The organism is Aquimarina algiphila (genome assembly GCF_007489275.1).
GTDB classification, from domain to species: Bacteria; Bacteroidota; Bacteroidia; order Flavobacteriales; family Flavobacteriaceae; genus Aquimarina; species Aquimarina algiphila.
Genome location: NZ_VLNR01000058.1, coordinates 1 through 21,778 on the forward strand (window position 1 = coordinate 1; position 21,778 = coordinate 21,778).

General features: G+C 32.4%; 23 protein-coding genes and 1 pseudogene. 6 read left to right on the plus strand and 18 right to left on the minus strand.

All coding sequences use genetic code 11. The annotated features are described in order from the left end of the window. A pseudogene (locus FOF46_RS32665) lies at positions 1-113 on the plus strand (IS982 family transposase); the annotation flags it as partial. An 18-nt stretch (positions 114-131) separates the two neighbouring features. Here the strand turns inward: FOF46_RS32665 and FOF46_RS22220 are convergent. From FOF46_RS22220 to FOF46_RS22255, 9 genes are all read right to left on the minus strand, one after another. Further along, a complete protein-coding gene (locus FOF46_RS22220; RefSeq protein WP_109434718.1) occupies positions 132-500 on the minus strand; it encodes a cupredoxin domain-containing protein in 369 nt (122 codons plus the stop codon). Between the two features lie 110 nt (positions 501-610). After that, complete coding sequence (locus tag FOF46_RS22225) at positions 611-1,159, minus strand: carboxymuconolactone decarboxylase family protein (protein WP_143917963.1); 549 nt, start codon at positions 1,157-1,159, stop codon at positions 611-613. 159 nt (positions 1,160-1,318) lie between these two features. After that, a complete protein-coding gene (locus tag FOF46_RS31710) occupies positions 1,319-1,474 on the minus strand; it encodes a hypothetical protein (RefSeq protein ID WP_160114052.1) in 156 nt (51 codons plus the stop codon). Positions 1,475-1,701: 227 nt separating this feature from the next. Then, on the minus strand, positions 1,702-2,073 hold the full coding sequence (locus FOF46_RS22230; RefSeq protein WP_143917964.1) for a DoxX family membrane protein: 372 nt from the start codon (positions 2,071-2,073) through the stop codon (positions 1,702-1,704). 48 nt (positions 2,074-2,121) lie between these two features. Beyond that, on the minus strand, positions 2,122-2,595 hold the full coding sequence (locus FOF46_RS22235) for a hypothetical protein (RefSeq protein WP_109434721.1): 474 nt from the start codon (positions 2,593-2,595) through the stop codon (positions 2,122-2,124). A gap of 108 nt (positions 2,596-2,703) precedes the next feature. Next, the gene (locus FOF46_RS22240) at positions 2,704-3,555 is read right to left on the minus strand and encodes a helix-turn-helix domain-containing protein (protein ID WP_143917965.1); all 852 of its coding nucleotides are present in this window, start codon (positions 3,553-3,555) and stop codon (positions 2,704-2,706) included. A 238-nt stretch (positions 3,556-3,793) separates the two neighbouring features. Further along, a complete protein-coding gene (locus tag FOF46_RS22245; protein ID WP_143917966.1) occupies positions 3,794-4,999 on the minus strand; it encodes a carboxypeptidase-like regulatory domain-containing protein in 1,206 nt (401 codons plus the stop codon). Between the two features lie 111 nt (positions 5,000-5,110). Next, a complete protein-coding gene (locus tag FOF46_RS22250; protein ID WP_143917967.1) occupies positions 5,111-6,157 on the minus strand; it encodes an alpha/beta hydrolase family protein in 1,047 nt (348 codons plus the stop codon). A gap of 80 nt (positions 6,158-6,237) precedes the next feature. Further along, positions 6,238-8,142, minus strand: coding sequence for a lipoxygenase family protein (locus FOF46_RS22255; protein WP_143917968.1), 1,905 nt, complete (start codon positions 8,140-8,142; stop codon positions 6,238-6,240). Between the two features lie 617 nt (positions 8,143-8,759). On the opposite strand from FOF46_RS22255, the gene FOF46_RS22260 reads away from it, so the two are divergent. The 3 genes from FOF46_RS22260 (at position 8,760) to FOF46_RS22270 (ending at position 12,689) form a co-directional block, all read left to right on the plus strand. After that, on the plus strand, positions 8,760-10,994 hold the full coding sequence (locus tag FOF46_RS22260; RefSeq protein ID WP_208746807.1) for a toxin-antitoxin system YwqK family antitoxin: 2,235 nt from the start codon (positions 8,760-8,762) through the stop codon (positions 10,992-10,994). A gap of 72 nt (positions 10,995-11,066) precedes the next feature. Continuing rightward, complete coding sequence (locus FOF46_RS22265) at positions 11,067-12,110, plus strand: T9SS type A sorting domain-containing protein (protein ID WP_143917970.1); 1,044 nt, start codon at positions 11,067-11,069, stop codon at positions 12,108-12,110. A gap of 66 nt (positions 12,111-12,176) precedes the next feature. Further along, the gene (locus tag FOF46_RS22270) at positions 12,177-12,689 is read left to right on the plus strand and encodes a hypothetical protein (RefSeq protein ID WP_143917971.1); all 513 of its coding nucleotides are present in this window, start codon (positions 12,177-12,179) and stop codon (positions 12,687-12,689) included. Between the two features lie 100 nt (positions 12,690-12,789). Here FOF46_RS22270 and FOF46_RS22275 read toward each other — a convergent pair whose 3' ends face one another. The 7 genes from FOF46_RS22275 to FOF46_RS22305 all read right to left on the minus strand — a co-directional run bounded on the left by FOF46_RS22275 (position 12,790) and on the right by FOF46_RS22305 (position 19,223). After that, on the minus strand, positions 12,790-13,194 hold the full coding sequence (locus FOF46_RS22275; protein WP_143917972.1) for a hypothetical protein: 405 nt from the start codon (positions 13,192-13,194) through the stop codon (positions 12,790-12,792). Between the two features lie 820 nt (positions 13,195-14,014). After that, complete coding sequence (locus tag FOF46_RS22280) at positions 14,015-14,518, minus strand: GNAT family N-acetyltransferase (RefSeq protein WP_143917973.1); 504 nt, start codon at positions 14,516-14,518, stop codon at positions 14,015-14,017. A 547-nt stretch (positions 14,519-15,065) separates the two neighbouring features. Further along, on the minus strand, positions 15,066-15,278 hold the full coding sequence (locus FOF46_RS22285) for a hypothetical protein (protein WP_143917974.1): 213 nt from the start codon (positions 15,276-15,278) through the stop codon (positions 15,066-15,068). Between the two features lie 226 nt (positions 15,279-15,504). Continuing rightward, complete coding sequence (locus tag FOF46_RS22290; RefSeq protein ID WP_109434732.1) at positions 15,505-15,699, minus strand: hypothetical protein; 195 nt, start codon at positions 15,697-15,699, stop codon at positions 15,505-15,507. Between the two features lie 430 nt (positions 15,700-16,129). Then, complete coding sequence (locus FOF46_RS22295) at positions 16,130-16,432, minus strand: GIY-YIG nuclease family protein (protein ID WP_143917996.1); 303 nt, start codon at positions 16,430-16,432, stop codon at positions 16,130-16,132. A gap of 239 nt (positions 16,433-16,671) precedes the next feature. Continuing rightward, the gene (locus FOF46_RS22300) at positions 16,672-18,375 is read right to left on the minus strand and encodes a hypothetical protein (protein ID WP_143917975.1); all 1,704 of its coding nucleotides are present in this window, start codon (positions 18,373-18,375) and stop codon (positions 16,672-16,674) included. Between the two features lie 164 nt (positions 18,376-18,539). Next, positions 18,540-19,223, minus strand: a complete 684-nt coding sequence (locus tag FOF46_RS22305; RefSeq protein WP_143917976.1) for a hypothetical protein — start codon at positions 19,221-19,223, stop codon at positions 18,540-18,542. 38 nt (positions 19,224-19,261) lie between these two features. Here FOF46_RS22305 and FOF46_RS22310 point away from each other — a divergent pair, with 38 nt between their 5' ends. Then, positions 19,262-19,537: a hypothetical protein gene (locus tag FOF46_RS22310; protein WP_143917977.1), complete on the plus strand. Its 276-nt coding sequence runs from the start codon at positions 19,262-19,264 to the stop codon at positions 19,535-19,537. Between the two features lie 1,081 nt (positions 19,538-20,618). On the opposite strand, the gene FOF46_RS31715 is transcribed toward FOF46_RS22310, so the two are convergent. Beyond that, positions 20,619-20,765, minus strand: coding sequence for a hypothetical protein (locus FOF46_RS31715; protein WP_167571913.1), 147 nt, complete (start codon positions 20,763-20,765; stop codon positions 20,619-20,621). Between the two features lie 333 nt (positions 20,766-21,098). On the opposite strand from FOF46_RS31715, the gene FOF46_RS32985 reads away from it, so the two are divergent. Then, on the plus strand, positions 21,099-21,257 hold the full coding sequence (locus tag FOF46_RS32985; protein WP_262713264.1) for a helix-turn-helix transcriptional regulator: 159 nt from the start codon (positions 21,099-21,101) through the stop codon (positions 21,255-21,257). Between the two features lie 43 nt (positions 21,258-21,300). On the opposite strand, the gene FOF46_RS22320 is transcribed toward FOF46_RS32985, so the two are convergent. Then, complete coding sequence (locus tag FOF46_RS22320; protein ID WP_143917978.1) at positions 21,301-21,756, minus strand: hypothetical protein; 456 nt, start codon at positions 21,754-21,756, stop codon at positions 21,301-21,303. Between the last annotated feature and the right edge of the window lie 22 nt (positions 21,757-21,778).

Here is a 21,778-nt window from a genome sequence, read left to right on the forward strand (position 1 = left end):
AGGGATTTAAAAATAGAATCTTATCAAAGATCACAGCAATGACCATTATTCAATATATCAATAGGTTTGAATTCAACAGAAATATAAACAACCTAAAAATTAATATTAACTAAATGCACAACGGGTAATATTTACTCTACAACTAATTTATATTGTGGAGTTTTATTTAAAGGACAAAAGTATGTGTACGTTCCTTTTTCTAATTTTACCGTTTTAGAACTTTCTGTTTTACCTTCAGCAACTACTTTAGTTACATATGCTGCAGCAATATGATTTTTAGCATCAGAAACATCTTTTCCTTCAGGAACTAAAACAAAACCAACATCTGTACCTGCTTGGTTATTAGTAATGTTAAATACATAACTTCCTTCAGATAATTTTACTTCTTTCTGAGTGAATTCTCCCTTAGTTTGCTCTAAAGCAACTGTTTTTACTTGTTGTGCTTGTGCACTAAAAGTGATGGCTAAAATAAATGTGAATGCTGTGATTAACTTTTTCATGATTTTACTTATTTATTTAAATTATTTACTGATTTTAAAATTATTCTTAAAAAAGGAGGGTAGTATATATGCCCTCCTTTTTGTGGAGTATCTATCTTATGTGGTTACACTTATACCGAAGCGGTTTCTAGTGGTTGAGCAACTGGAAAATCTACAGGAACCTTAGTTGTACTGTGTAAGTAGTTAGAAACAGTTTTGTCTCCTACTAATACGATAGTATCTATTAAATTTCCTTTGGTATATCCCGATGCTAATAAATTATCTACTACATCTTGATCTGCTTTTCCTCTGTTTTCTGTAATGTTTTTTGCAAATTTAGCCAGTGCATCAAGCTTTGTATCAAAAGAAGCTCCTCCTGCTCTAAGTTCTAATATTTGTTCATCTGTAAATCCATTCATTTTTCCGATAGCTGTGTGTGCAGATAAACAGTAGATACAATCATTAACTTGACTAACTGCAAGATTTACTACTTCTTTTTCTTTAGCAGAAAGTGATGTTTTTGCATTTGAAAAAGTTAAATAGTTTTCTAATGCTGTATCACTATGTGCATAGGTTGCATATAAGTTAGGTACAAAACCTAATCCCTTATTAAGGTTGTCAAATATTGCCTGGTTATTGGCGCTTACTTCATCTCTTGTTGGTACATTAAATGTGCTCATAATTTTTGTGTTTTTTGATCCCGAAATTTTTTCGGGGTTTATTATTATTTATTTTGTTATTTTAATTTAACACTGCAAAGATCTGGCAGAAATAAAGGGTATAAAATGAATGTTTTTCCCGATCACTTGTCAAATCTTCCCGAGTTACTTTTTTATCATCTATTTTTGAATAAAAGGCCGTTCTGCATCACAATAGAAATCATGAATACCTTTTTGTTCGCAATGTGTTTTGGCGTGAATAGAATTGATTACTTTTCTTTTTCCCTGACGAAAAATTTCGATTAAATTGAAAATTGATTTATTCTGAATGTTCATATACTTTATTTTAAAATTTCGATTCCAAATTAGCTTGGGACCTATTATTTAATGTTTAATTTCTGGTACAAAGATGCATTACAAAAGAGAGGAAAGAAATGAATGTTTTTCCCGAGGACTTGTCAATTTTTCCTAAAAAAGAAATACCCCCACGATTGTGGAGGTATGCTTAATTTTTTGAGGTTAGGATTGTAGTACTATATAACCCTATACCCTATAATATATGATTAAAAGAATTTAACTTCTTTTCTTTTTGTCCATAAGATAACTGCACTTAAGAGAAAAGTTACCACAGCAGTGATAAAAAGAACCCCACCATCATTATTAACTTCAAGCCCAAGTTTTGTAATGTGCATCATAATGGCCCCTCCTATAATACCAAGTGTTAACATGGCACCTACCCATGCAGTTTTTGGTATTAAAAGCAAAATTCCGGCAATAAGTTCAGTTATTCCGGTTCCTATTCTACCATAAGGCTCTAGTCCAACTTTTGTAAAAATATAAACACTGTCTGGGTGAGCTGTAAATTTAAATCTGAGGGTTTGAATCAAAATTATTGCTACGAGGATTCGTAGTAATAGGGGTAATTTTTTTTTCATTTTTGTTTGTGGTTGTTGTTTAATTAGCTTGTTTAGTATAATCTTATACTACAAAACACTCGGCAAAGCGTCTATTTTCCCATTAAATGTATTCTTTCTTGAGTACATATACAATTCTTCAAGGTTATTGTCTTTTTTAAATTGGTGCATTAATTCGGGTAATCTATCGTTAAGGAATTTTGCAAATGCTTCTGCATCAGAACTTCTATTCGCTCCTTTACGTATCGTTTTTAGATAAGCAGATGCCAATATTTCAAGATTACTTCTTTCAGAAAGAAACAGCAAATAATCTTTATCTTGTTTTGCTCTTTGTATTTCTATTCTAAAATTGATCTGGTTTGTAGCAATTAGCCGACCATTAAAGTTGCTAAAATTATTTGTGTATACCACTTCTTCAGCATTTTTACTGAGGTATACAGTTTCTAGCTCGTCTTCATAAATGATCTGTGCGTTGCTTACAGAAGCTGACAGAAATAAGATACTAAACAGTGCTATTTTGATAGTGTGAATCGAAGTTTTCATATCTATATATTTTACCCGAATATATTTCGGAGATTTTACGTTGTTTTTATAGTACAAAGTTGGGGCAAAAACAAATATGATATAATGGCACTTTTTCCTTAAAGCTGGTCAATATTTCCCTGCAGGTTCTGGTTTTAATTGTTTTTTGAACTCTGAAGGAGAAAAGGACGTATGCTTTTTAAACATTCTGCTAAGATGAGAAGCGTCTTCGAATCCTATTTCGTAGGCGATCTCTTTAGCAGTTTTGTCTGTATAGATAAGTAGGCGTTTGGCTTCTAAAATTACGCGATCGTGAATAATCTGCAAAGGACTTTTCTTAAGTTTAACAAAATTATTAGATAATGTCTTGGGTGACTTAAATAATTTCTCAGCATAAAACGCTACAGAATGTTCCTTTCTAAAATGTGTATCTACAAGAATATTAAAACTTCTGATAAGATCAACTTGATCATCTAATGCATCAAAATTATGCTGTTGTTTAATAAGTCGTGTTGTTGTAATGATAAATCTAGCCATTAACATGCGCAACATTTCTGCCTGTATAGTATCTACCGTATCTAACTCATCCAAAAATACACTGTGTAACTGGTCTAGTTTATTGCGTTCTGTAACATTGAGCTTAACTATTGGAGTAACTGCACTATTGCCATAAAAAAGTACACCCATACAGCTTACTTCTTTATCATGATCTTTAATACAGTAAAACTCTCTATTAAACTGATATGTGATTAGATCAGATCCGCTAATAAATTTAAAATATTGATCTGGTGTTAATACAACAATAGTATCTTTTTCGACCGTAGTCAAAATTCCGTCAATCTCCATAATTGCATCACCTTCTCTAGCCCAAATAAAAGTATATAAAACTATAATTTCTGATTTGGTATACGATTGTAATAATTCTTCGTTACCAACTTTTAGTATAGCTTCGGTCGAAAATTCTTTAAACTCCTTGATCATGTTTATTAAGTCGGTTTTTGTGTGATTTCATTACATGGATAAAGGTCGTAATTTTTTAAATTTTATTAAACATAGATAAGAGATAGATTTTTAAGATTTTACTAGGAATAATGTATGGGAATCTATTGTGTATTTTGAAGGTATAAATAAAACATCAAAATTTATAATAAGTCAAATATTGTATGATTTTAAATTGTGAGTATACGGATAACAATTATTAATTATTATATAAAGACGATTAATTAATCTTTTTTAGCTCTTCAATAATTTTGCTCTCTTTTTCGGTTTGTTGAGGTGCATTATATGTTGACCAAAATTCCTGGTTATAGGGTCTTGCCTGATTTTCTATGCTAGTACTAATCTTCATATTTCTTGTAAAAGGATATTGGGCTACGTTATCAGTAATAATCTTATTGATAAAAAGCTCTTTTTTAGGCTTTTTTATAAATAAGAGTTTTTGTGATTCTAACCCTTTAAATATTTTCCAGGTATCTTCTTCCTTTTGATATTTTAGATACATTTTACCTTTATACTCCTGATATTCAAAAATTACATTATAATACACTTGTAGTGATCCGTTGGTAAATTTTCTTCTCCAGGATCTGTTATTGATAGCCGACCTTGTTAATTCCATTCTCACAAAGGCAAAGGTTTCTGTATCAATATACAGTATGGCTTTTTGAAATGGTTTATCGATCCCGATAATTTTATAGACATATCTTTTGTTATATGGCAGAATACTTTCAATTTCATAATTCCAACCTTTTTTTGCTCTAATAGGACCATAATCAAAGCGAATGAAATCATCTTCGATCAAGTCCATAATCGAATTCTTACGCTCTTCATTCGCATTCCATGGATGTTTTTCTGCAATCTGACTTGTTCGTACTTCCACCAATTCTACAGAAGGTTCAATTTGTTTGGTGTAACCTTTATAATACAATTTTGCCGCAAACTCCAGGTACTCCACATACTGATCATCTTCATTCTGAAGATCTCTCACAAAACCTTCTAAGATATAAGGTTGATTGGGGTAATTGTTCTTTATACTCTTATATGCTTTTTTAATAATATCCTTTGCAGTAAGCGCTTTCTTTTTGGTAGAAGTGATCACTACTTCGTCCAGGCTATTAACTTTAGAACTCAATATGATTTTTTGATGATCAGAAAATGTACGTACTTTTTTCTCAATAGACTCATATCCAATCATAGATACTATTATTGAAGCATCTTCTTGCCTTTTGGGAACATAAAAAGTAAAATAACCTTCTTCATTTGAGGTTGTTCCTATAGCTAGATCTTTAATATAAATAGAGGCATAAACAATGGGTTCATTGGTTTCCTTATCCAAAATCTGTCCCGAAATAGTTGTAGTGCTTTGCTGCGCAAAAGCCGATGCCGAAACTATACAAAGAATACAATACCAATATAATGTTCTGTTCATATGCTCAAGACGAATGTGTTTCTTTTTTGTTACAAGATACACCAAAGTATAGTTATACGGTTTCTTATAAGAAACGATATAGGAAACTCAAAAATATGAACATATCTTTATTTACAGGTTCTTTTCAAAAAAATCAAGAGCGAGTTGCATGGTTTGTTGATGTATTTCCTTGCGATTTACCTCAGGATGATCGATAGTAATTTCTGGAGCTACTTTTTTTCCAAATTCTGTGGCTTCGTTTAAGAAAATATAGTGATCGACATGTTCTCCAAAAAGATGAATTTTACTTGTCGGGATTAAATTGTGATAATGTATTGCATTATGCTTAACAGGCGTATTTGTGTCTCCTTTTCCTGCAACAATGTATACCGGTGCAGTGATGGTTTCGGTTTGTTTTTTAGAATGAAAACCAAACCCTATAGCAGGAGCCATTACAAAAAAGGCTTTTATTCGATCATCTTTTACATGATCTTTATGGGTGTTATAGGATGCTACAATCAAACTATCGGTATCAAAATCTATAATCTCATCGGTTTGGGGAAACTCTGGAGGCATCTCACGATCCGTATCAGGCTCATCACTATCTTTCACCTCTCTATCTACATAACCACCTGCTAATGCAATATTAGTATATCCTCCCAAAGAAAAACCAACTCCGCCAATTTTGGACCGATCTATTTTAGGTCCAATTTCTGTATCTTCTAGAATTGTAGTTAGTGTATATTTGATATCAATAGCACGTTCCCACCATTTTACAAATTCTCTGGGCAGTTTATTAAAAGTAGAATTACCGTAGTGATCTACAGAGACTACGATATATCCTTTTTTGACCATGTCCTCTATAAACCAGGTAAGAGAAAAACGATTGCCCCCTGTACCGTGAGAAACAAGTAATAGTGGAAATTTTCCCTCTGGCATTGATGCATTAGGAATTGTCTTGATGTTTTTAAAAAGTTCCTTACGGGTGCTTTTAGTTTCTTTTGTGATTAAAGAATCATAGGTAGGATACCATATTTCTATAACTATTGGGCGATCCCTGGATTCGTCGACAATAGTAGTTGATTGTTGTCCTATATTAAATGTTTTTTCTTTTTCTTTCTCCTTGGCACAAGAAAATAATAAGACCAAAGTAAATGATAATAGAAGTACTTTTTGCATGAATATTAGGTTAGTTGTTTACAGAAAGATAGATCAAAACAAGATTTGTTACACTTGATACGATTATGTTGTGATTTTTTTTAGGTTTCAATATTTCTAGGCCACTGATATAGTTGTGCGGCTCCGGGTTTTTCATAAGAATGTATAAAACCTTCTAGGAATTCCCTAAAATTAATAAGAGCTGCATTACGAGGTTCTTTAGGATCATTACCCCAGATTAGTTCTGTTTGATTACCAGCAACGGGTAGAAAAGGAATGTAAGGAGAAGAGAATACAAATGTGAATAAAAAGGTAATCATTTCTCCAATAGTCCCTGTTTTTGGCAGATAGGTTAACAAATCTTCAGTAGGAAGATCGTTAGTTGGTAGAGGAATATCGGTCCGTTGTAAACAAGGCGGGGAGTTAGGAACAAATGAAAGCACGGGATTAGCGGTTGCATTTAATCTAGAAGCTCCATGTGCTGTAAGTCTAAAAACAAGACTTTGTAAGGTTGTAATCAGATTTTTACGACTATCAGGTGTTGGAATCCCAGCTACATTTCCATCAGAAGGGTCAGAAGAAGCGGCAATCCAGGCCTGAATTTGTTTGTCGGCAACTACCTCTTGGTCATTAGACCACGTCTGATTTACAAATGCAGTTACATAGGTTTCAACCGCATTAAAAACGGATAGCAATTCTCCTGCAATAGGATATTGATCCCAATCGGTTTTGTTTGAAAAGTCTTCCTTTTTAATACCATTGTTTTGCAAGGTAGTATTAGGGTCATCTTGCAGAAAAGATCTTCCCTTAGCAAAAGTATCTGTCATGTTAAGAAACTCAGAGGCACTGCTTACCGAGGTTGGCGGTGCGATTCTTTTCCATAGCAGGAGCAGAGTATCGTTAAAAGGAATAATAAACTCGCTTTGAGGAGCCATAAATACCCGTAAAGGATGTGTTTCCTCGACGTGATTATGTAAAGTCATTAATAATGCAGCAGAAACAATATGCCAATGATATACATGTCCCATCCATATTCCGTATAAGGTGATCGAAGTTTTGGCGGCCATTAGAGCATACAACCATGCTCCATTTGTACAGACTCCAAAAGAGTAGATCGTATTTCCTTTATTTTCGGGATTGATGATCAATACTACAATAGGTCGCAAGGATTTATCAGGATTTTGCGCTAATAGCGTAAGAGTAGCAGGAGTATATCTGGGGTTACCTTTTACATGGCTTATAGGAAGCATAGCGTACATACGAAGATCGATGGCATATAGTAATTGATCGCTTAGTAAAGTTTCAATTTCTGATGTCCAGGCATCTCCAAATACATTTTTATAATCAGTAGCTCTGGTATCATTTACTTTTTCAAGAATTAGTAAATTATAGGCAAATCCATACTTTGCAATAGTAGGCCAGAAAACACGGTTAGCAATGGCCACATCGGTCATCGTACCCATCATGTCGGGCAGAAATTTCTGAGCATTATGATACACACTATTAAAAGTAGTCCATGACATTGTAAATTGCTCAGGTTTGGTAAGAGAAAGCATAGTGATTGGATCTTCATCATTACTAGCCCTTAGATGTTCACTCGCATTCATTCGGTTTTTCAATTTAGCTGGGTTAAGCTCTACTTTAACCGATGATTTTTCGAGATCAGCTTTTAGCGATAGACGATCTGCATGTGCTTCTGCTTCAACATCTTTACCTCGCCCATATTGATATGAGTATCCATTAGCATTGTATTCATCAATTTGATATGTATTATTCATGCCCCATTTGGCCTGGGTAGTAGCATTAGCCCGTAACCCCAGTCTTACCAGGGTGCCGGGAATTTCACCTAATTGATAAGGTACTGCAGGGATATTTTTATATCCCAATTCTTGTAACGGAAGTTTGTGAATAAACGAACCGTATTTTTTACGACGTTTTAAGAAATAAAAGATTGCTCCGGCGATTAGCAATATGCCAACAATAAGTAAGATGATTTTTAAGCCCATGGTTATAAATTAGTGGTTAAAGAATAATTTTATGATATCGTTAATCTTTATTGTATCCTAATGTAATTTCCGGGGCCATGTATAATAACGACTGCTATTATTTTCCTTCTGTTTTTGTCTTACTAATTTACCAAAAGATTTGTTATCAGTTATATAGAAAATCAAAATAAAAGAAAAAATGTACAGGAGATAATATAAAAAGGTGAGAGGGTCTATAGAATTAGATAATAGTATTGTTGGTCACAAAAGTAAACCTGGATTTGCAAGTAAAAGGCAGTTTTTTTTAAATTATCAGCTCAAATGACTTCTTTTGTTGATTTTAAAAAATTATAGGGTGTTTGGCAAATATATATTAAAGAAATGCAAATATACATTACAAATAATCTGATTTTTCCAAATCAGGTATATTAGGGTTAAAATTATAATTGGGATTCTGGTAACTGCGTAATTTTTATAACTCATTTGATTGATGCATTAGTAAAAAGATAAGAAACAACAATTTCATAAACAACTTTGGCATTATGTGATTATTTATTTCAATTAACAATACTTCTTATGCACAAGAACTACATTCAAGAGTACCTTCGCTGAAAGAGTTTGAGAGTAAAAAAAATGAATTGACAATTGATGAACAAAAGAAAGTGATGGATTTTAGATATTTAAGTTTTTTTTTCATGTTTGCGCTAAGTTTTTTACAAAGCTATGCCCAAGAAAAAAGTGTTATTTATTTTGATGAGGAATGGAATAAAACCACAAAAGATAAAGCGACGTATTATCGAAACATACCTCTGGAAATAAAAGATGATAAAGTTCTCATTAAAGATTATTATATATCAGGTCAACCTCAAATGATAGGTTGGGCAGATAAGGATAATGAAGATGATTTTATTGGAGAAGTACGATGGTTTTATGAAAATGGAAACGTTAATATTATAAGTAATTATCATTATGGAAATCTAGATGGCGAGCATAAAGAGTTTTATGAAAATGGAAATAAAAAATTTACAGTTAATTATGAAGGCCAACTAAAAGAGGGAGAAGGGAAATTTTTTAATAAACAAGGAATTTTGACTTCTAGTGTAATGTATAAAAATGATAGACCCTACGAGGGAACAACAAATTGCTTTGCTACTTACAAAGAAGGAAAGAATATTGAGAGAAAATTATATTATGAAAACACTACACAATTAGCGTATGAAAAACATACTGCTAAGACTATAGTGACAGAACTATACTATAGAAAAAACGGGAAAAAGATAAGAGAGGTGATCACTGATCTGGAATTAAAAACACAAGATCGTTTTAAAGGAAGTTATTACCCAGGAAGTAAATGCGGTTATGTAGTAGGAATGCGTCATTTTCAGAATATAAAAAACGGTAAATTAGAAGGCGAAGAAGAATTTTATAATCTAGATGGTAGTGTCCTTTATCATGGTATAAATAGAGATAATAATCCTTATGATGGAACTTTTTATAGAAAGAAAAGAGGTGTCATACATGTGACTGCATATAAAAAAGGGATAAAGACAAAAGAAAAAATACTATATAATAGTAAGACAATAGCTATAGGAACCTATGTAAATGGTAAAAAACATTCAGGAACCTTTATTAGTGAAGCAGAAATACACGGTTGGGTATGCAGTAAAATCTCTACTCTTAAAGAAGGAAAAGAGGAAGGTAAACAGGTGTTTAAGCGTTTAAAAAATGAAGAACTATTAGCATATTATTATGCTAAAAATGGAGTAAAAGATGGGGAGAGTTATGATTATGATCGCGATAATGATACTGCTTATATCTTAAGTTATACAAAAGGGATTCCGACGGAAGGCAAACTTCTGAAAGATAACGGAGATGTTTTAATTTATAAAGAAGGTAAATTAGACAAGAGGAAAGTCAAAGTAAAAACCAAAGGGATTACGTTTTTCGAAATTTATAAAAATGATCAAAAAATAGGAGTTGAGTATACTGTATTTGAGATCGACGGACAAATAACACAAACAGGTACCTATCAAAACAATCAACCATATCAAGGTTATTTTTTAAGAACAATTTCAGACGTCGTAGTACTTCTTGATTATTATGAAAAAGGAATTAGAAAGTATCAATATGCTATATCAAATATTAAAGAAAATACAGAGTTAATTGATATTCCTTTTAAATCAATTTATAAAAACAACAAGATACATACTGGAGCCCAGTATGAAATGATTAATGATGGTATTCGTATTAAAATCTTAGAAAAAGGAAAAATAAACGCCATTAGTATTTGGGTATTTGCAATGCACTATGCAAATAATCTTATTTTAAAGAAAACAGATGAGGGTATGGAGATTGTCGAGATACAGAACCCAGACTTGAAAATAGTTGTTGGTAAAGAATTTATCTCGTTAACCTATAAAGAAGAAATAATAGATCAAAGAAAGAGAAATACAACCAACAATTTCATTAACAAAGGAATTGCATTCTATTTAGAAAAAGGAGTTTTAAAATCAGATATTTCCTGGGGCTTCTCTTCAGAGACCTTAGAAAAAATACAAAGCAAGAGACATGAATGGTTTAGGAGTGACTTTGTATTAGATATGTATTCGGGATTACCACCAAAAAATACAATTGAGTCAACTTTTAAAAAATTTAGCAGAGGCAATCTCGGGAGAGATAACAAGAGAGATTATATATCACATATTTTTTATGATGAAGTTGGTCAACCTGCCAAAGGGATTCTTATAGAAGAAAAAAAAGAGCTGTTTAATGCCAAACTATATCTTCAAAACAAAGTAAAAGAATCAAAGAAAAGTTTAACGATTGATTTGCTGAAAGAGCAGATTAGCATCTGGCACAAAAAGTATAATTAATAATGTAGAAGGAGAGTGCTCTTCAAAAATTAGACGAACACAACAGTAGTATAAATCACCTCATAAAGAACAATGAAAAAATATCTAATGCTAGTATGTTTTATTGGGACACATTCGTTTTCTCAAATCACCCTGGAGCATAATGATTTTGTATCTGTAGGAGACACCATTGTAGAATACTACGAAAGATTTCCCACCAGTACTATTGATGTAGGTGAGCCAGGACCAAATAAAGTATGGGATTTTTCTAATTTAAAATCTACTGCACGAGATACCTTAGTTTTTGTTGATCCTCAAGACACTCCATTTGGTGAAGATTTTCCTAATTCTAACATAGCACTCTATTCAAATAATGGCTATTATGAAGCATGGATGTTTATGAACCATTCTAGTTCTAAATTAGTAGGCAACGGCTCTGGTGTATTTGTTAATGAAAAAAAACGTGTTGATATTAGACAGGAAACAGTTATAAAGTATCCTTTAAATTATCAAGATACTTCATCAAACACCACAGAAGAAGATAAGATTGTAGAGAAAACAAAAAAAGGCGCAGATTCTATTAAAAGAACTCGAGTCTTTGAGCATCAAACAGTAGTGGATTCATGGGGTGATATTATTTTACCTAAAGGAACTTTCTTATCACTCAGATTAAAACATGTAATAAGTGTTACCGATTTTTTTTATAAGAAAGAATTAGATCAATGGGTACTTTTAAATCAATCCAAAAAAAACACATGTATCTTTTATCAATGGTGGACACAAGATAAAAAGGTCAAACATCCAGTTGCCCAAATTTCTATGGATGAGCATCATAAAAAACCAATAATCGCTAAGTTTTTACCGGCTAAACCTTTTTTAGAAATTATGAAAAGCGTACCCCTACAAACTTTAAAAATATATCCTAATCCAGCAATAAGAAGTACAATCATAGATGTAGGAGTAGAGGTGTCTTATATTTCTATATACTCTTTTAATGGACAACTCATAAAAAATATAAAAACTAATATTTCAAAAACAGAAATCAATGTTGAGGATTTTGCTAGTGCAACTTACTTTGTAGTAGTTAGAGACGAAGAAGGAAAGATAATAGGAAAAGGTCAGCTTATAAAAAAGTAAACTAGTGTATATGCGATTGGAGAAGGAAAATATAATGCTTTTGGGTATTTGATAAAAAAAATGATAATGAACATAAATAAACCACATTATAAATTAGTTGCATTGTTTGTACTCTTAAGTATAAAAATGATAGGACAATCAAAGGAAGAAAAAAGTACTATAGAAAATCTATTACAGAAAAATGCATGGTTTATTACTACATTGTTTTTAGAAGATAAATCGATTACAGAATATGAATTGACACCTATAAATAATAAACAGCAATATAAAGATTCACTAGGAGCAAGCATTGTAGAGTTTTATAAAAAATCAACAACTTTAGACAAAACAATGCGTTTTGCAAGCTTTGAAAACCTTCCTCGTTGTGGTAATGATGAAAGTGAAGATTATACTATTTACGGAGTGTATACTATTTTAAAAAACAATACACTACAAGTAGAAGTAATCGAAGCTATAGGGAATGAGGCTGTACTAGTAGGTGGTGTTTTTGAACCAATAAAAACAAAGAAACAGACATATTTATTTGAAATAATAAAAAAAGAAAACAAAGTTTTTTTAAAAAAAATCACAAAAAAATAATTTAATAATTAAAGTAGTTTGATCTTTTTGATGTAAATAATCTCAGCAGTTTTTCCATCACTCTCTTTGGTGAGAGATACATTGATGGTATTTTTGTTTACTAATCTATTTTTTGTAAATACACCTTCCCGCTTTGATTGACTATAATCAAGGTATTTCCATCATCTTCAAGCGAGAAATCTCCTTGGTAATTAATTTTTTCAAAGTGTTTCCATACTTTATCATCACAACAGGCCTCTGTACAATGTGCGAATGCACCAATAATGGTGTTCTTAATCGTTTTTGCTGCATACCCACAGGTGTTTACGCCCACAGAAAAACTAAATGTAGTATCAGATATAATAAGTTCATAATTAGCAGTTTTAGGAGGAGATATGGTATCCAGGCTATCTTCTATTTTGATTAGGCTCCATTTACCTATCAATTTTGCATCTATCTGTGCATGTATATGACAAGACATAAAAACAGTGGCAAAAATAATAGTGATGATTCTAATGCCTCCCATAGCTTTTTAATGTTTATCAATGTTTGCAATATTGTTTTTTAACCGTTATTACTAAGATAATAAAAGAAACTCATATACTGAAACGATATAAGCATATGCTCAGGTAAAATGATTTAAAAAAAGTTACCATTACTTTGGATTCCAGCCTACGCTGGAATGACAGATTTTGAGTGTTTTGTCATTCCAGCGTAGGCTGGAATCCATCTTTATTACTTATTGGAGTACTGAATGTATGGTAGAATTGTTTTAATGAGTCATTAACAAGGTTTGGTTTTTTTCTACAGAGAGTTTGTTTCATACCTATTTTGACTAAAACCACAACGTATATAAGTGGAATATTTTAAAGATAAACTTTTTTAGCAAAAGGATTTCAAAATGATAAAAGATAGTATACTTAAAACTTTTTAATTTTTGGTGAGGATTTCCGTAACGGGGTGATTAAAAGATGGTTGTATCTTGCTTATAGAAAAAAATAACATAACATATATACCCTATACTAGAGTTGTATTGTGATTAATTAATATTTGTGTGAATGGGAGCGTGAATGTTTAAGTTGGTTTTTAAGAGTTGATATTTGCGCTCTCTATTTTAAGTGTATAAAAATATATGAAGCCCCCAGTAATTATGGAGCGTAGGTACTAAGTTGGTTGAGAAGATGGTACTTACGCTCTTTTTTTATCACTTTATAAAATCAATCGAACAACAGGAGTACTACGTTTTATGTATTTTTATGCACATTATTTTCCCATTGTTTCTAAAACTTCTTTTTAGTTAAATACCAAAACCCGTATTAATTATTGCCATTGTTCTCGTGCCGTTTTTACTTCAATTCTTTTTGATAAAGATTATTTGTAGAAAGAGGTAATTCTTTTACTCCAACTTTATCAAAACCTTGTTTTTCATAATAGGAGCAAAGCTTTGGATTATTAGAATCAGCATCAAGCCTTAAATATTTACAATTGCTTTTTTTTGCCTCATTTTTAATCTGTTCAAGTATAGATTTACCTACTCCTTTACCTGCATATTTGTCTTTAACAACCAATGAATGAATATAAAGAGACTTTTCCTTTTGTTTGCCCCAATACAGTAAATCTTCCTTTAAAATCCTAACCATTCCGATAGTTGTAGAATCAGTATTCTTTATAAAATAAAATTCCTTGTTTCTTATTCCTTCTTCTAGCCATTCTATCCTTTCTAAAGGTGGGTTTTTCCAATATTGCCAATGGTCAATATTCATTTTTGCTATTTTCATAGCCGCTTCTTTAAATAAGTCTAAAACTATTTCCTTTTCGGTAATTTCTATTTGAGAAAACTTTATGTTCATTAATGTATATTCTCTTATTCAGTTTTATTTGTTCAAATTATTGTCAACAATTATATAATAACCATTGCTATTGTTTTACAGATACCATCACAAGACTAATGTACCAAAAGATTTTTATAGTGTATGTGTTTTTTGAAACGGTTGAGGCCGATTTTTATAAACAATAAGTAACATTATGATCGTGTTCTGCGAGTACTTGACTTTTTTTTTTAATCAGTGTACCCTCAGAAACTCAAAGACTAAAGACTTGCCAATGTGAATTTTGTTTTTTTATCAATTGAGATTACAAACCTAAACCGATGAAGACTTAATTTATATTTAAAACTTTTTAATTTTCAAAATGGATTTCCGTAATCGAGTGATTAAAAGTTGGTCGTATATTGCTAATAGAAAAGATAGAAATACAATATCATTTTATGGTATACTATATACAATTGAAGAATTGGGAATAATTGGTGTTTACATGAACATAGCGTAGATACATTGGCTTATTATAGCATGTATTTACGCTTTCTATTTTACGATAGATTTAAAAACAGGTATAATTTTATTTGTTAGCTTTTTTCTTAGGGCTAAAAGCATTTGCGAAAAAAAAGATACCGACTAATGTATACGTTATAAGTTCTGCAAGAAAACGATACGAGAAAAATATATCTACAAAGCTTTGATGATCTGCTAACTTAAACAGACTAGTGAGTATTGCAGTCAGTATTCCCCAGGTTCCACCAATTTTTACTCTGTATTTCCATTTTTCACTCATTCTTGTCCCTTTTTTACAAATATATTAATTTCAATCAGATCGCCAAGAAGAGTCCATTCTGCTGGTCAACAGAAAGAAAAGTAATGTATTTTATATCGTTGATCAGATCAGGAAAGAGTTGTAATACTAAGTGATTTTGATTAAACTATGATCAAGGTGATCCATTGATCATTAAAAATAGGTAGCATATATAAAGCGAACCGAAGTTCGCTTTATTTAAAATCTATTAAAAATTACAAGCGCCATGCGTAGGTAAAACGCATAATCCATTGCAACAAATATGACCAGGTACACCACAAAAAAATGAATTAGGAGTTGGACAGTACCCATACTCATCTGGATCAGTAAATCCACCAGTAATTGTTTTTTGTACTGATTTGTTTAGTCTCTTAATTCCATTAATGTTCACAATGTTTTTCATAATACTACGGTTTTAAAAGTTATCTCCTAAAGGTATATAATAACACTTGTAATGTTTAGCTCCCACAGTTAAATTTAAATTAAAAATTACTTAAATAGTGTTACTATTTTATCTCTTCTTTCTTGTAAGGATGGGTAAATGTCTAGATGCAAAGGCAATCTCGTTATACCTAAGTTTGCTTTGTCGTTCTTGAGTTTGCTTCGTCATTCTTCCTCGCAAAGGCGTTCGTTCTCACTCGGTATTGGGAGGTTACAAGGCATTGCAACACATGAATCCATCTCGGTGTTGTCAGGGTTTACTTCGTCGTTCCTGAGTTTGCTTCGTCATTCTTCCTCGCAAAGGCGTTTGTTTCTATTTGGCATTGCAAGTTCATCAGGCATTACGGGGTCACTAGGCATTGCGAGGAGGTACGACGAAGTAATCCCTACCATCAATCAAACACAAACAACCATCCATCAGAGAGATCTTTCCATTCTGGATTCTCCATGTTGATTAGCGCTTCCTTTCGTTTTCTATTTCCTGCTTTAAGTTGTTTTTCTCTGGCGATTGCAAGACCCATACTATTAAGCTCCTCAAAATACACAAGTTTATTACAGTTATATCTTGCAGAAAATGCTCCTTTATAAAATTTTGTTTTATGTTGATATACTCTTCTTACGATATTACTGGTAACACCAGTATAAATAACAGTATTGTTTTTATTGGTAATCAAGTATACGCATGGTTTTTTTATCATCTTCTTATTGTTGGTATTGCGAGACATAAAGCAATCTCGGCGTTCCTGAGTTTGCTTCGTCATTCTTCCTCGCAAAAGCGTTTGTTTCTATTTGGCATTACAAGTTCATCAGGCATTACGGGGTCACTAGGCATTGCAAGGAGGTACAACGAAGCAATCCCAGCTTTCTTAGTGGGATTACTTCGTTATTCTTCCTTATTATCATACGGTATTTGTCAATCTTACTGATATTATGCTTACGGTGCAGGATTTAGCGTATATGTATCTGTTGTTGCATCATATACATATATCTGATAAATATCACCGGTTCTATAACTATTAATATGTTTTGACGAATCAGATAGATTAATATAGGCTTTATAAATACTAGAATAACCATTGCCATTAAAAAATGTGAATACTGCAGCATTACTAAAAGAGCCATTGATCTGAAAATCCATTATAGAATTTTTGGCAGCATTTATGATCCCGTACTCATATTTTCCATTAATGGTTCCTGAAAAATTACTATCCATCCCAGAAATAGCATTATAAATTGCCGTATAGTCCAGAGTACTGGTACTAGATGAGATATTGATGTCTTTATAAACAGAATTTTTGGCATTATTATCTATCCCATACATGAAATTTCCGCTAATTGATAATCGGTTAAACCTTGTGTTTTTTATGAAATTCCAAATTGCACGTTTAAAAGTACCATTAACTTTAATATTGCTAAAGTTTAATTCATTACTAAGAGAAGCAGATGGACCAACACCAACGATAGCATCTGTTTGATTTGAAACACCAGTTATCTCTATATCATTTAAATTAATAACATCTGGAAACTGAATATTTATTCCTCTATGTTCAACATTCTGAATTTGAACGTTTGAAATATTGGCTTTAACTCCTTTTAATTCAAAACCTTGATAGATATCATCTAACACTACATTAGAGATCGTTAAATTTTTTATTCTTAAATGATCTCCATTAGAACTAATTCTAAAAGAAGCTTCTTTATCCAGGATATGAGCTTGAGGGTTGATCTCATTAATGCTCGAAGCAATGATGTTATCGACTACAATATTTTTTGCTATTCCGTTATTGATATCGATATTAATAGCATTTACTCCTCCTGTCTGAATCACATTTTCTATAATTACATTTTCTATAGCAGGATTACTAGAAATTGTAGAATTTGGGTTTTGCATTGCTATTCCTCTTAGGCTATTCTCTCCCTTAATGGTTACATTAGAAATCTTAATGTTTTTGGCATGTAGAATACCCAAAGAATTATCATGATTAAATTTTGGAATATATGTTCCTCCGGTAAGAGTAACATCTTCTACAGAGTGTTTGTCATTTATGCTAAAATCACGACCACCAATAGTGATTAAACCTCCATTATCTGTTCCTGTGGTTACTCCAATAAAAGTACTACCATTAAAATCATAGTGTCTACCATTAACGCTTAAAAGAATCTCTTTATTGACAAGAAAACTTCCTGATGCCACAAATTTCTTTATACAAGGAAATGATTCTATCGAGGTTTGAAATATATCTGATATCGGATTTGTTCCTGTATCGTCTACGCCCCACCAATGAGGAGTAACATATTCTATTTGCGGACAACCATTTACTTTTCCTCCCGCTGCGATTTCAAATATTTGAAATTTCCCAGCCGAAATAATTCCGTTTATGGTTACGGTTACTCCAGCATTAATGATCATCCTGTCCCGTACATTAAAGTTAAGAATTACATTTTCTGGTATCGTGAGGTGTTCAGTAAAAGTAACCGTGTTTTCTGCAATGATTACCCCAGTTTTATCTTCCAGATTAGCAATAGCCTCTGTAAATGATATTGAATTAGGGTTGATAGATTCGTCTAAGTCATTTTCTTCTGTAGTACAGCTATAGAAAATAACCAATAATAAAAGTGACCAAATTTTTAGTTTCATGTTGTTTGTTTTAATGTGATTCAATATTTATAGTTAGTATTTAAAAACTTATTTCTTCGTACCTGAGTTTGCTTCGTCGTACCTCCTCGTAAAGGCGTTCGTTCTTACTCGGCATTGCGAGATCACTAGGCATTGCGAGGAGGAACGACGAAGCTCCCAGAGAACTATTCTTCCTCATCTATGATCACAGGAGTACCATTACGGCCAGGGGAGCGGTACAACTCTCGTTTGGTAGGTTGCTCTTCGAATACATTATCGGCAGCAGAATTAACCTTTTGTAGTATAGCATATAACTCATTAAGTTGCTCTACCCGTGCAGCAGTATCTACAGTACGGGTTCCTTTTTTCTGTTCTTGCTCTTTATTTGCTATTCGTAATGCTTGCGAGAGGGTAGAGGGTTGAGTTAATAAATCTACAGAAGCCCCAGCAGTTTCTAAAGCAATACTATGTTGACTGATGGTCTCTTCTAACCCTTCTATAAACTGGATCATCTTTACCTGATTTCTCGATACTTCTCTAAACCTGCCAATACCAAACTGGCGTTGTATAGCTTTCTGATTAGGAAATGCATCGAGTACCCAATATTTTAATCGTTTAAAGTAGGTACGGCAATCTTGCATTGCCTTTTCTACCACTTCGGTCTTTTCTTGTAACTGGGCGATATTCACTACATCACCACCATCTTTGTAGCCTTGTGCTACTTTTTGCTCCAGGTCGGTGATAAAGTCCCTGTTAAGCTTTGCATCAAAGGTGATAAACTCTTCGATGTCGGTTTTTAAGTGTTCTACAATAATGTCTCCCCATTCTAACAGTACGGTATCTTTGATACCATAATTACGTTCTGCCATCTTTTTAATTTTTAAATTAATGATTCATAAAAAAATATGTGTTTTACATATACAGTGTAGCTGATCGTATCGTTTACATCGTTAACGCTTTCGCCGGTGTAGTTGACCCTTGTACCAACATAGTTAAGGATTGTACTGTTGTAGTTGACCCTTGTGCCAACACAGTCAACGCTTGTGCCTTTGTAGCTAACGATTGTACTGACTTAGTTGATAATTGTACCTATGTAGCTAACGATTGTAACAACATAGCTAACGATTGTACCGATGTTGCTAACAATGGTAACAACATAGTTAACACTTGTGCCAAAACTTAATCATGTACTATACTATATATGTAATCTGCAATCGTAAAGATTGCTTTGGGTAGGACATACCATTGGTATATAACGAAGATAGAAAATCTTTTTATGCTATGATGGGTTTTATGTTTTTCTTAAGATATGGTTGCCAGTAGTACAGTAAATCAAGTATCGTCACACTTCGACTACGCTCAGTGTGCAACTATTCGACAGGCTCAGGACAGGCACTGTCGAAGTATTCTCGAACCCTGAGGTTACTCGAAGGGAGAGATGTATCGAGTTTGAAAACGGGCTTCGAGAGCCTCAGCCCTCGGGTAGAGCACTTCGGCAAGCTTAGCGTGGCACACTTCGACTACGCTCAGTGTGCAACTATTCGACAAGCTTAGTGTGACGACTATATATACTATTCATTCCTACAACTCTACCAAATACTTTAACCGATGGTAGCAATCCTTTGCCAGGGGACGTAGAGACTCCCCCAAGGGAGTGACCTCATACTCGGTGGCCATACTCATAAACGCTGCATAGGTCTCTGCCAGGTAGTCGTTTTTTTTCTCGCGGGGGATTTGCATCAACTGATATATGATCTCTAGGATATCAAGATGATGTATACTCGATCCATGCAACCCCAATTGTTCTAACCCATAGACCAATTGGCAATGCTTAAGATCTTGCTGTATCAAATCAATGATTAACTGCTCGTTTTTGGAATGCATGATATTTGTTTTTTATCACTAAACAAATATCAATGAATCTTATGAGATTGTTGTCATACAGAAGGTTGACAGTGGATGATTTATGGGCACGGATTGCAAATGTGTGTTATCAGGTTTAAGGCTAAGACTAACAGTAGCGGGGAAATATATACAGTTAAGATATAGGGGTTTTTAAATCTACTGAAATCACCCTAAAGTTGATTTTGAAAGCTTAACTATAGGTTCGGAATACTAAACTTTAATAAAAAAATCTATGTCTTTGAAAGAAGATGTATTTATTTAAGTTTAAAATAAGGTAATAAAATCAAAAATACATATAGATAGTTAACTATCTATATGTATTTTTATAATTCAAATAATTATTATTAATTATTTAATTTCTAGCATAGAACTCTAGATCTTGCTCCACACATTGCTCGTCTACTTGCTAGAGATATGCTTCCGCCTTTAATGCTAGAGGCTTTGTTTTCTAGAATTGCTATAGTATTCTTTTCAAGTTTTAATGTTTTGATACTCTTTTTTTTCATAATAATAAACGTTTATAAATTAAAAATATTCGTGATTATTTTACCTTTTGGTTTCATTAAATGTATTGAGAGGGAGAATAAATAACAAGAGAACATTCTTGATATTTATAAATTTCAACTTAAATAACGTTATGTGCGTATGGGGTTAATTATTTGTTATTTAGTTTTTTACAACTTTAGTCAAGCGTTATTGTTTACGATTTTCTATCAATCTGTAAAGAAATTTTTCTGACATATAAATCAGTTCTTCGTATATTCCATAATTCCTTGCTGCCGCAAGTCTGTGACTTGTGCGTCACGTTCTATTGATTACATCATTCTTTCTTACTCATAATTGCTACTAGTCTAAGACTAGCGGGAGCTAGAGCATGCAATAAAGATAGACAAGCACTAGAAAAATTAGAAAATGGCAAAGTGAATCCTACAATTTATTCTTTATATGAAATCTCCAAAGCTCTAGAAGTATCGTTGCAACAGCTGGTTAAGTTTTGAGGTTTTTTATAGACACGGATTGCAAATCCGCGTCATCGGGGTTTTATTCAAATCCATATGTTGTTAGAATATTGTCAACTCCTTCTGATGTAATATCCCAAGCTTTAATTATACTCTTATTATTTTTCTCGAATATTGTTTTCAATAAATTTAGCAAGACACCTTTTCCTATTTGTTGTCTTCTGAATCTATTATTTGTATGCCACAGGTTTAAATTCCTTTCTCCATAAACATTTCCGCTATAAATCGAAGAGACTATTTTATTTTCAAATATGGCAACTGAATAAATTGGTTCAGGTCTACTGGTTATATTTTCAGACCATTCTTCAAATTCAAGTTTGTTAGGCTCTATTTTCTTTTCATTTTCGTAATATGAATTTAAGTACTCATTTGGTAATTCTGTCCAAATTTCAAACTGTAATTTTTCTATTTCTATGGATTCGAAATCTTCTTTTATTTTATTAAATATTGTATCAGAATAGATTAGTTTTTTATCCATTAATTATTTTTTCTATGATTTG

Coding starts and splice junctions, on each gene's coding strand:
- FOF46_RS22300 (WP_143917975.1), bottom strand. CDS start 18,375: ATGAAACTAAAAATTTGGTCACTTTTATTATTGGTTATTTTCTATAGC.
- FOF46_RS22265 (WP_143917970.1), top strand. CDS start 11,067: ATGAAAAAATATCTAATGCTAGTATGTTTTATTGGGACACATTCGTTT.
- FOF46_RS22230 (WP_143917964.1), bottom strand. CDS start 2,073: ATGAAAAAAAAATTACCCCTATTACTACGAATCCTCGTAGCAATAATT.
- FOF46_RS31710 (WP_160114052.1), bottom strand. CDS start 1,474: ATGAACATTCAGAATAAATCAATTTTCAATTTAATCGAAATTTTTCGT.
- FOF46_RS22305 (WP_143917976.1), bottom strand. CDS start 19,223: ATGGCAGAACGTAATTATGGTATCAAAGATACCGTACTGTTAGAATGG.
- FOF46_RS22245 (WP_143917966.1), bottom strand. CDS start 4,999: ATGAACAGAACATTATATTGGTATTGTATTCTTTGTATAGTTTCGGCA.
- FOF46_RS22225 (WP_143917963.1), bottom strand. CDS start 1,159: ATGAGCACATTTAATGTACCAACAAGAGATGAAGTAAGCGCCAATAAC.
- FOF46_RS22220 (WP_109434718.1), bottom strand. CDS start 500: ATGAAAAAGTTAATCACAGCATTCACATTTATTTTAGCCATCACTTTT.
- FOF46_RS22275 (WP_143917972.1), bottom strand. CDS start 13,194: ATGGGAGGCATTAGAATCATCACTATTATTTTTGCCACTGTTTTTATG.
- FOF46_RS22240 (WP_143917965.1), bottom strand. CDS start 3,555: ATGATCAAGGAGTTTAAAGAATTTTCGACCGAAGCTATACTAAAAGTT.
- FOF46_RS22270 (WP_143917971.1), top strand. CDS start 12,177: ATGAACATAAATAAACCACATTATAAATTAGTTGCATTGTTTGTACTC.
- FOF46_RS22250 (WP_143917967.1), bottom strand. CDS start 6,157: ATGCAAAAAGTACTTCTATTATCATTTACTTTGGTCTTATTATTTTCT.
- FOF46_RS22235 (WP_109434721.1), bottom strand. CDS start 2,595: ATGAAAACTTCGATTCACACTATCAAAATAGCACTGTTTAGTATCTTA.
- FOF46_RS22290 (WP_109434732.1), bottom strand. CDS start 15,699: ATGAAAAACATTGTGAACATTAATGGAATTAAGAGACTAAACAAATCA.
- FOF46_RS22255 (WP_143917968.1), bottom strand. CDS start 8,142: ATGGGCTTAAAAATCATCTTACTTATTGTTGGCATATTGCTAATCGCC.
- FOF46_RS22320 (WP_143917978.1), bottom strand. CDS start 21,756: ATGGATAAAAAACTAATCTATTCTGATACAATATTTAATAAAATAAAA.
- FOF46_RS22285 (WP_143917974.1), bottom strand. CDS start 15,278: ATGAGTGAAAAATGGAAATACAGAGTAAAAATTGGTGGAACCTGGGGA.
- FOF46_RS31715 (WP_167571913.1), bottom strand. CDS start 20,765: ATGAAAAAAAAGAGTATCAAAACATTAAAACTTGAAAAGAATACTATA.
- FOF46_RS22280 (WP_143917973.1), bottom strand. CDS start 14,518: ATGAACATAAAGTTTTCTCAAATAGAAATTACCGAAAAGGAAATAGTT.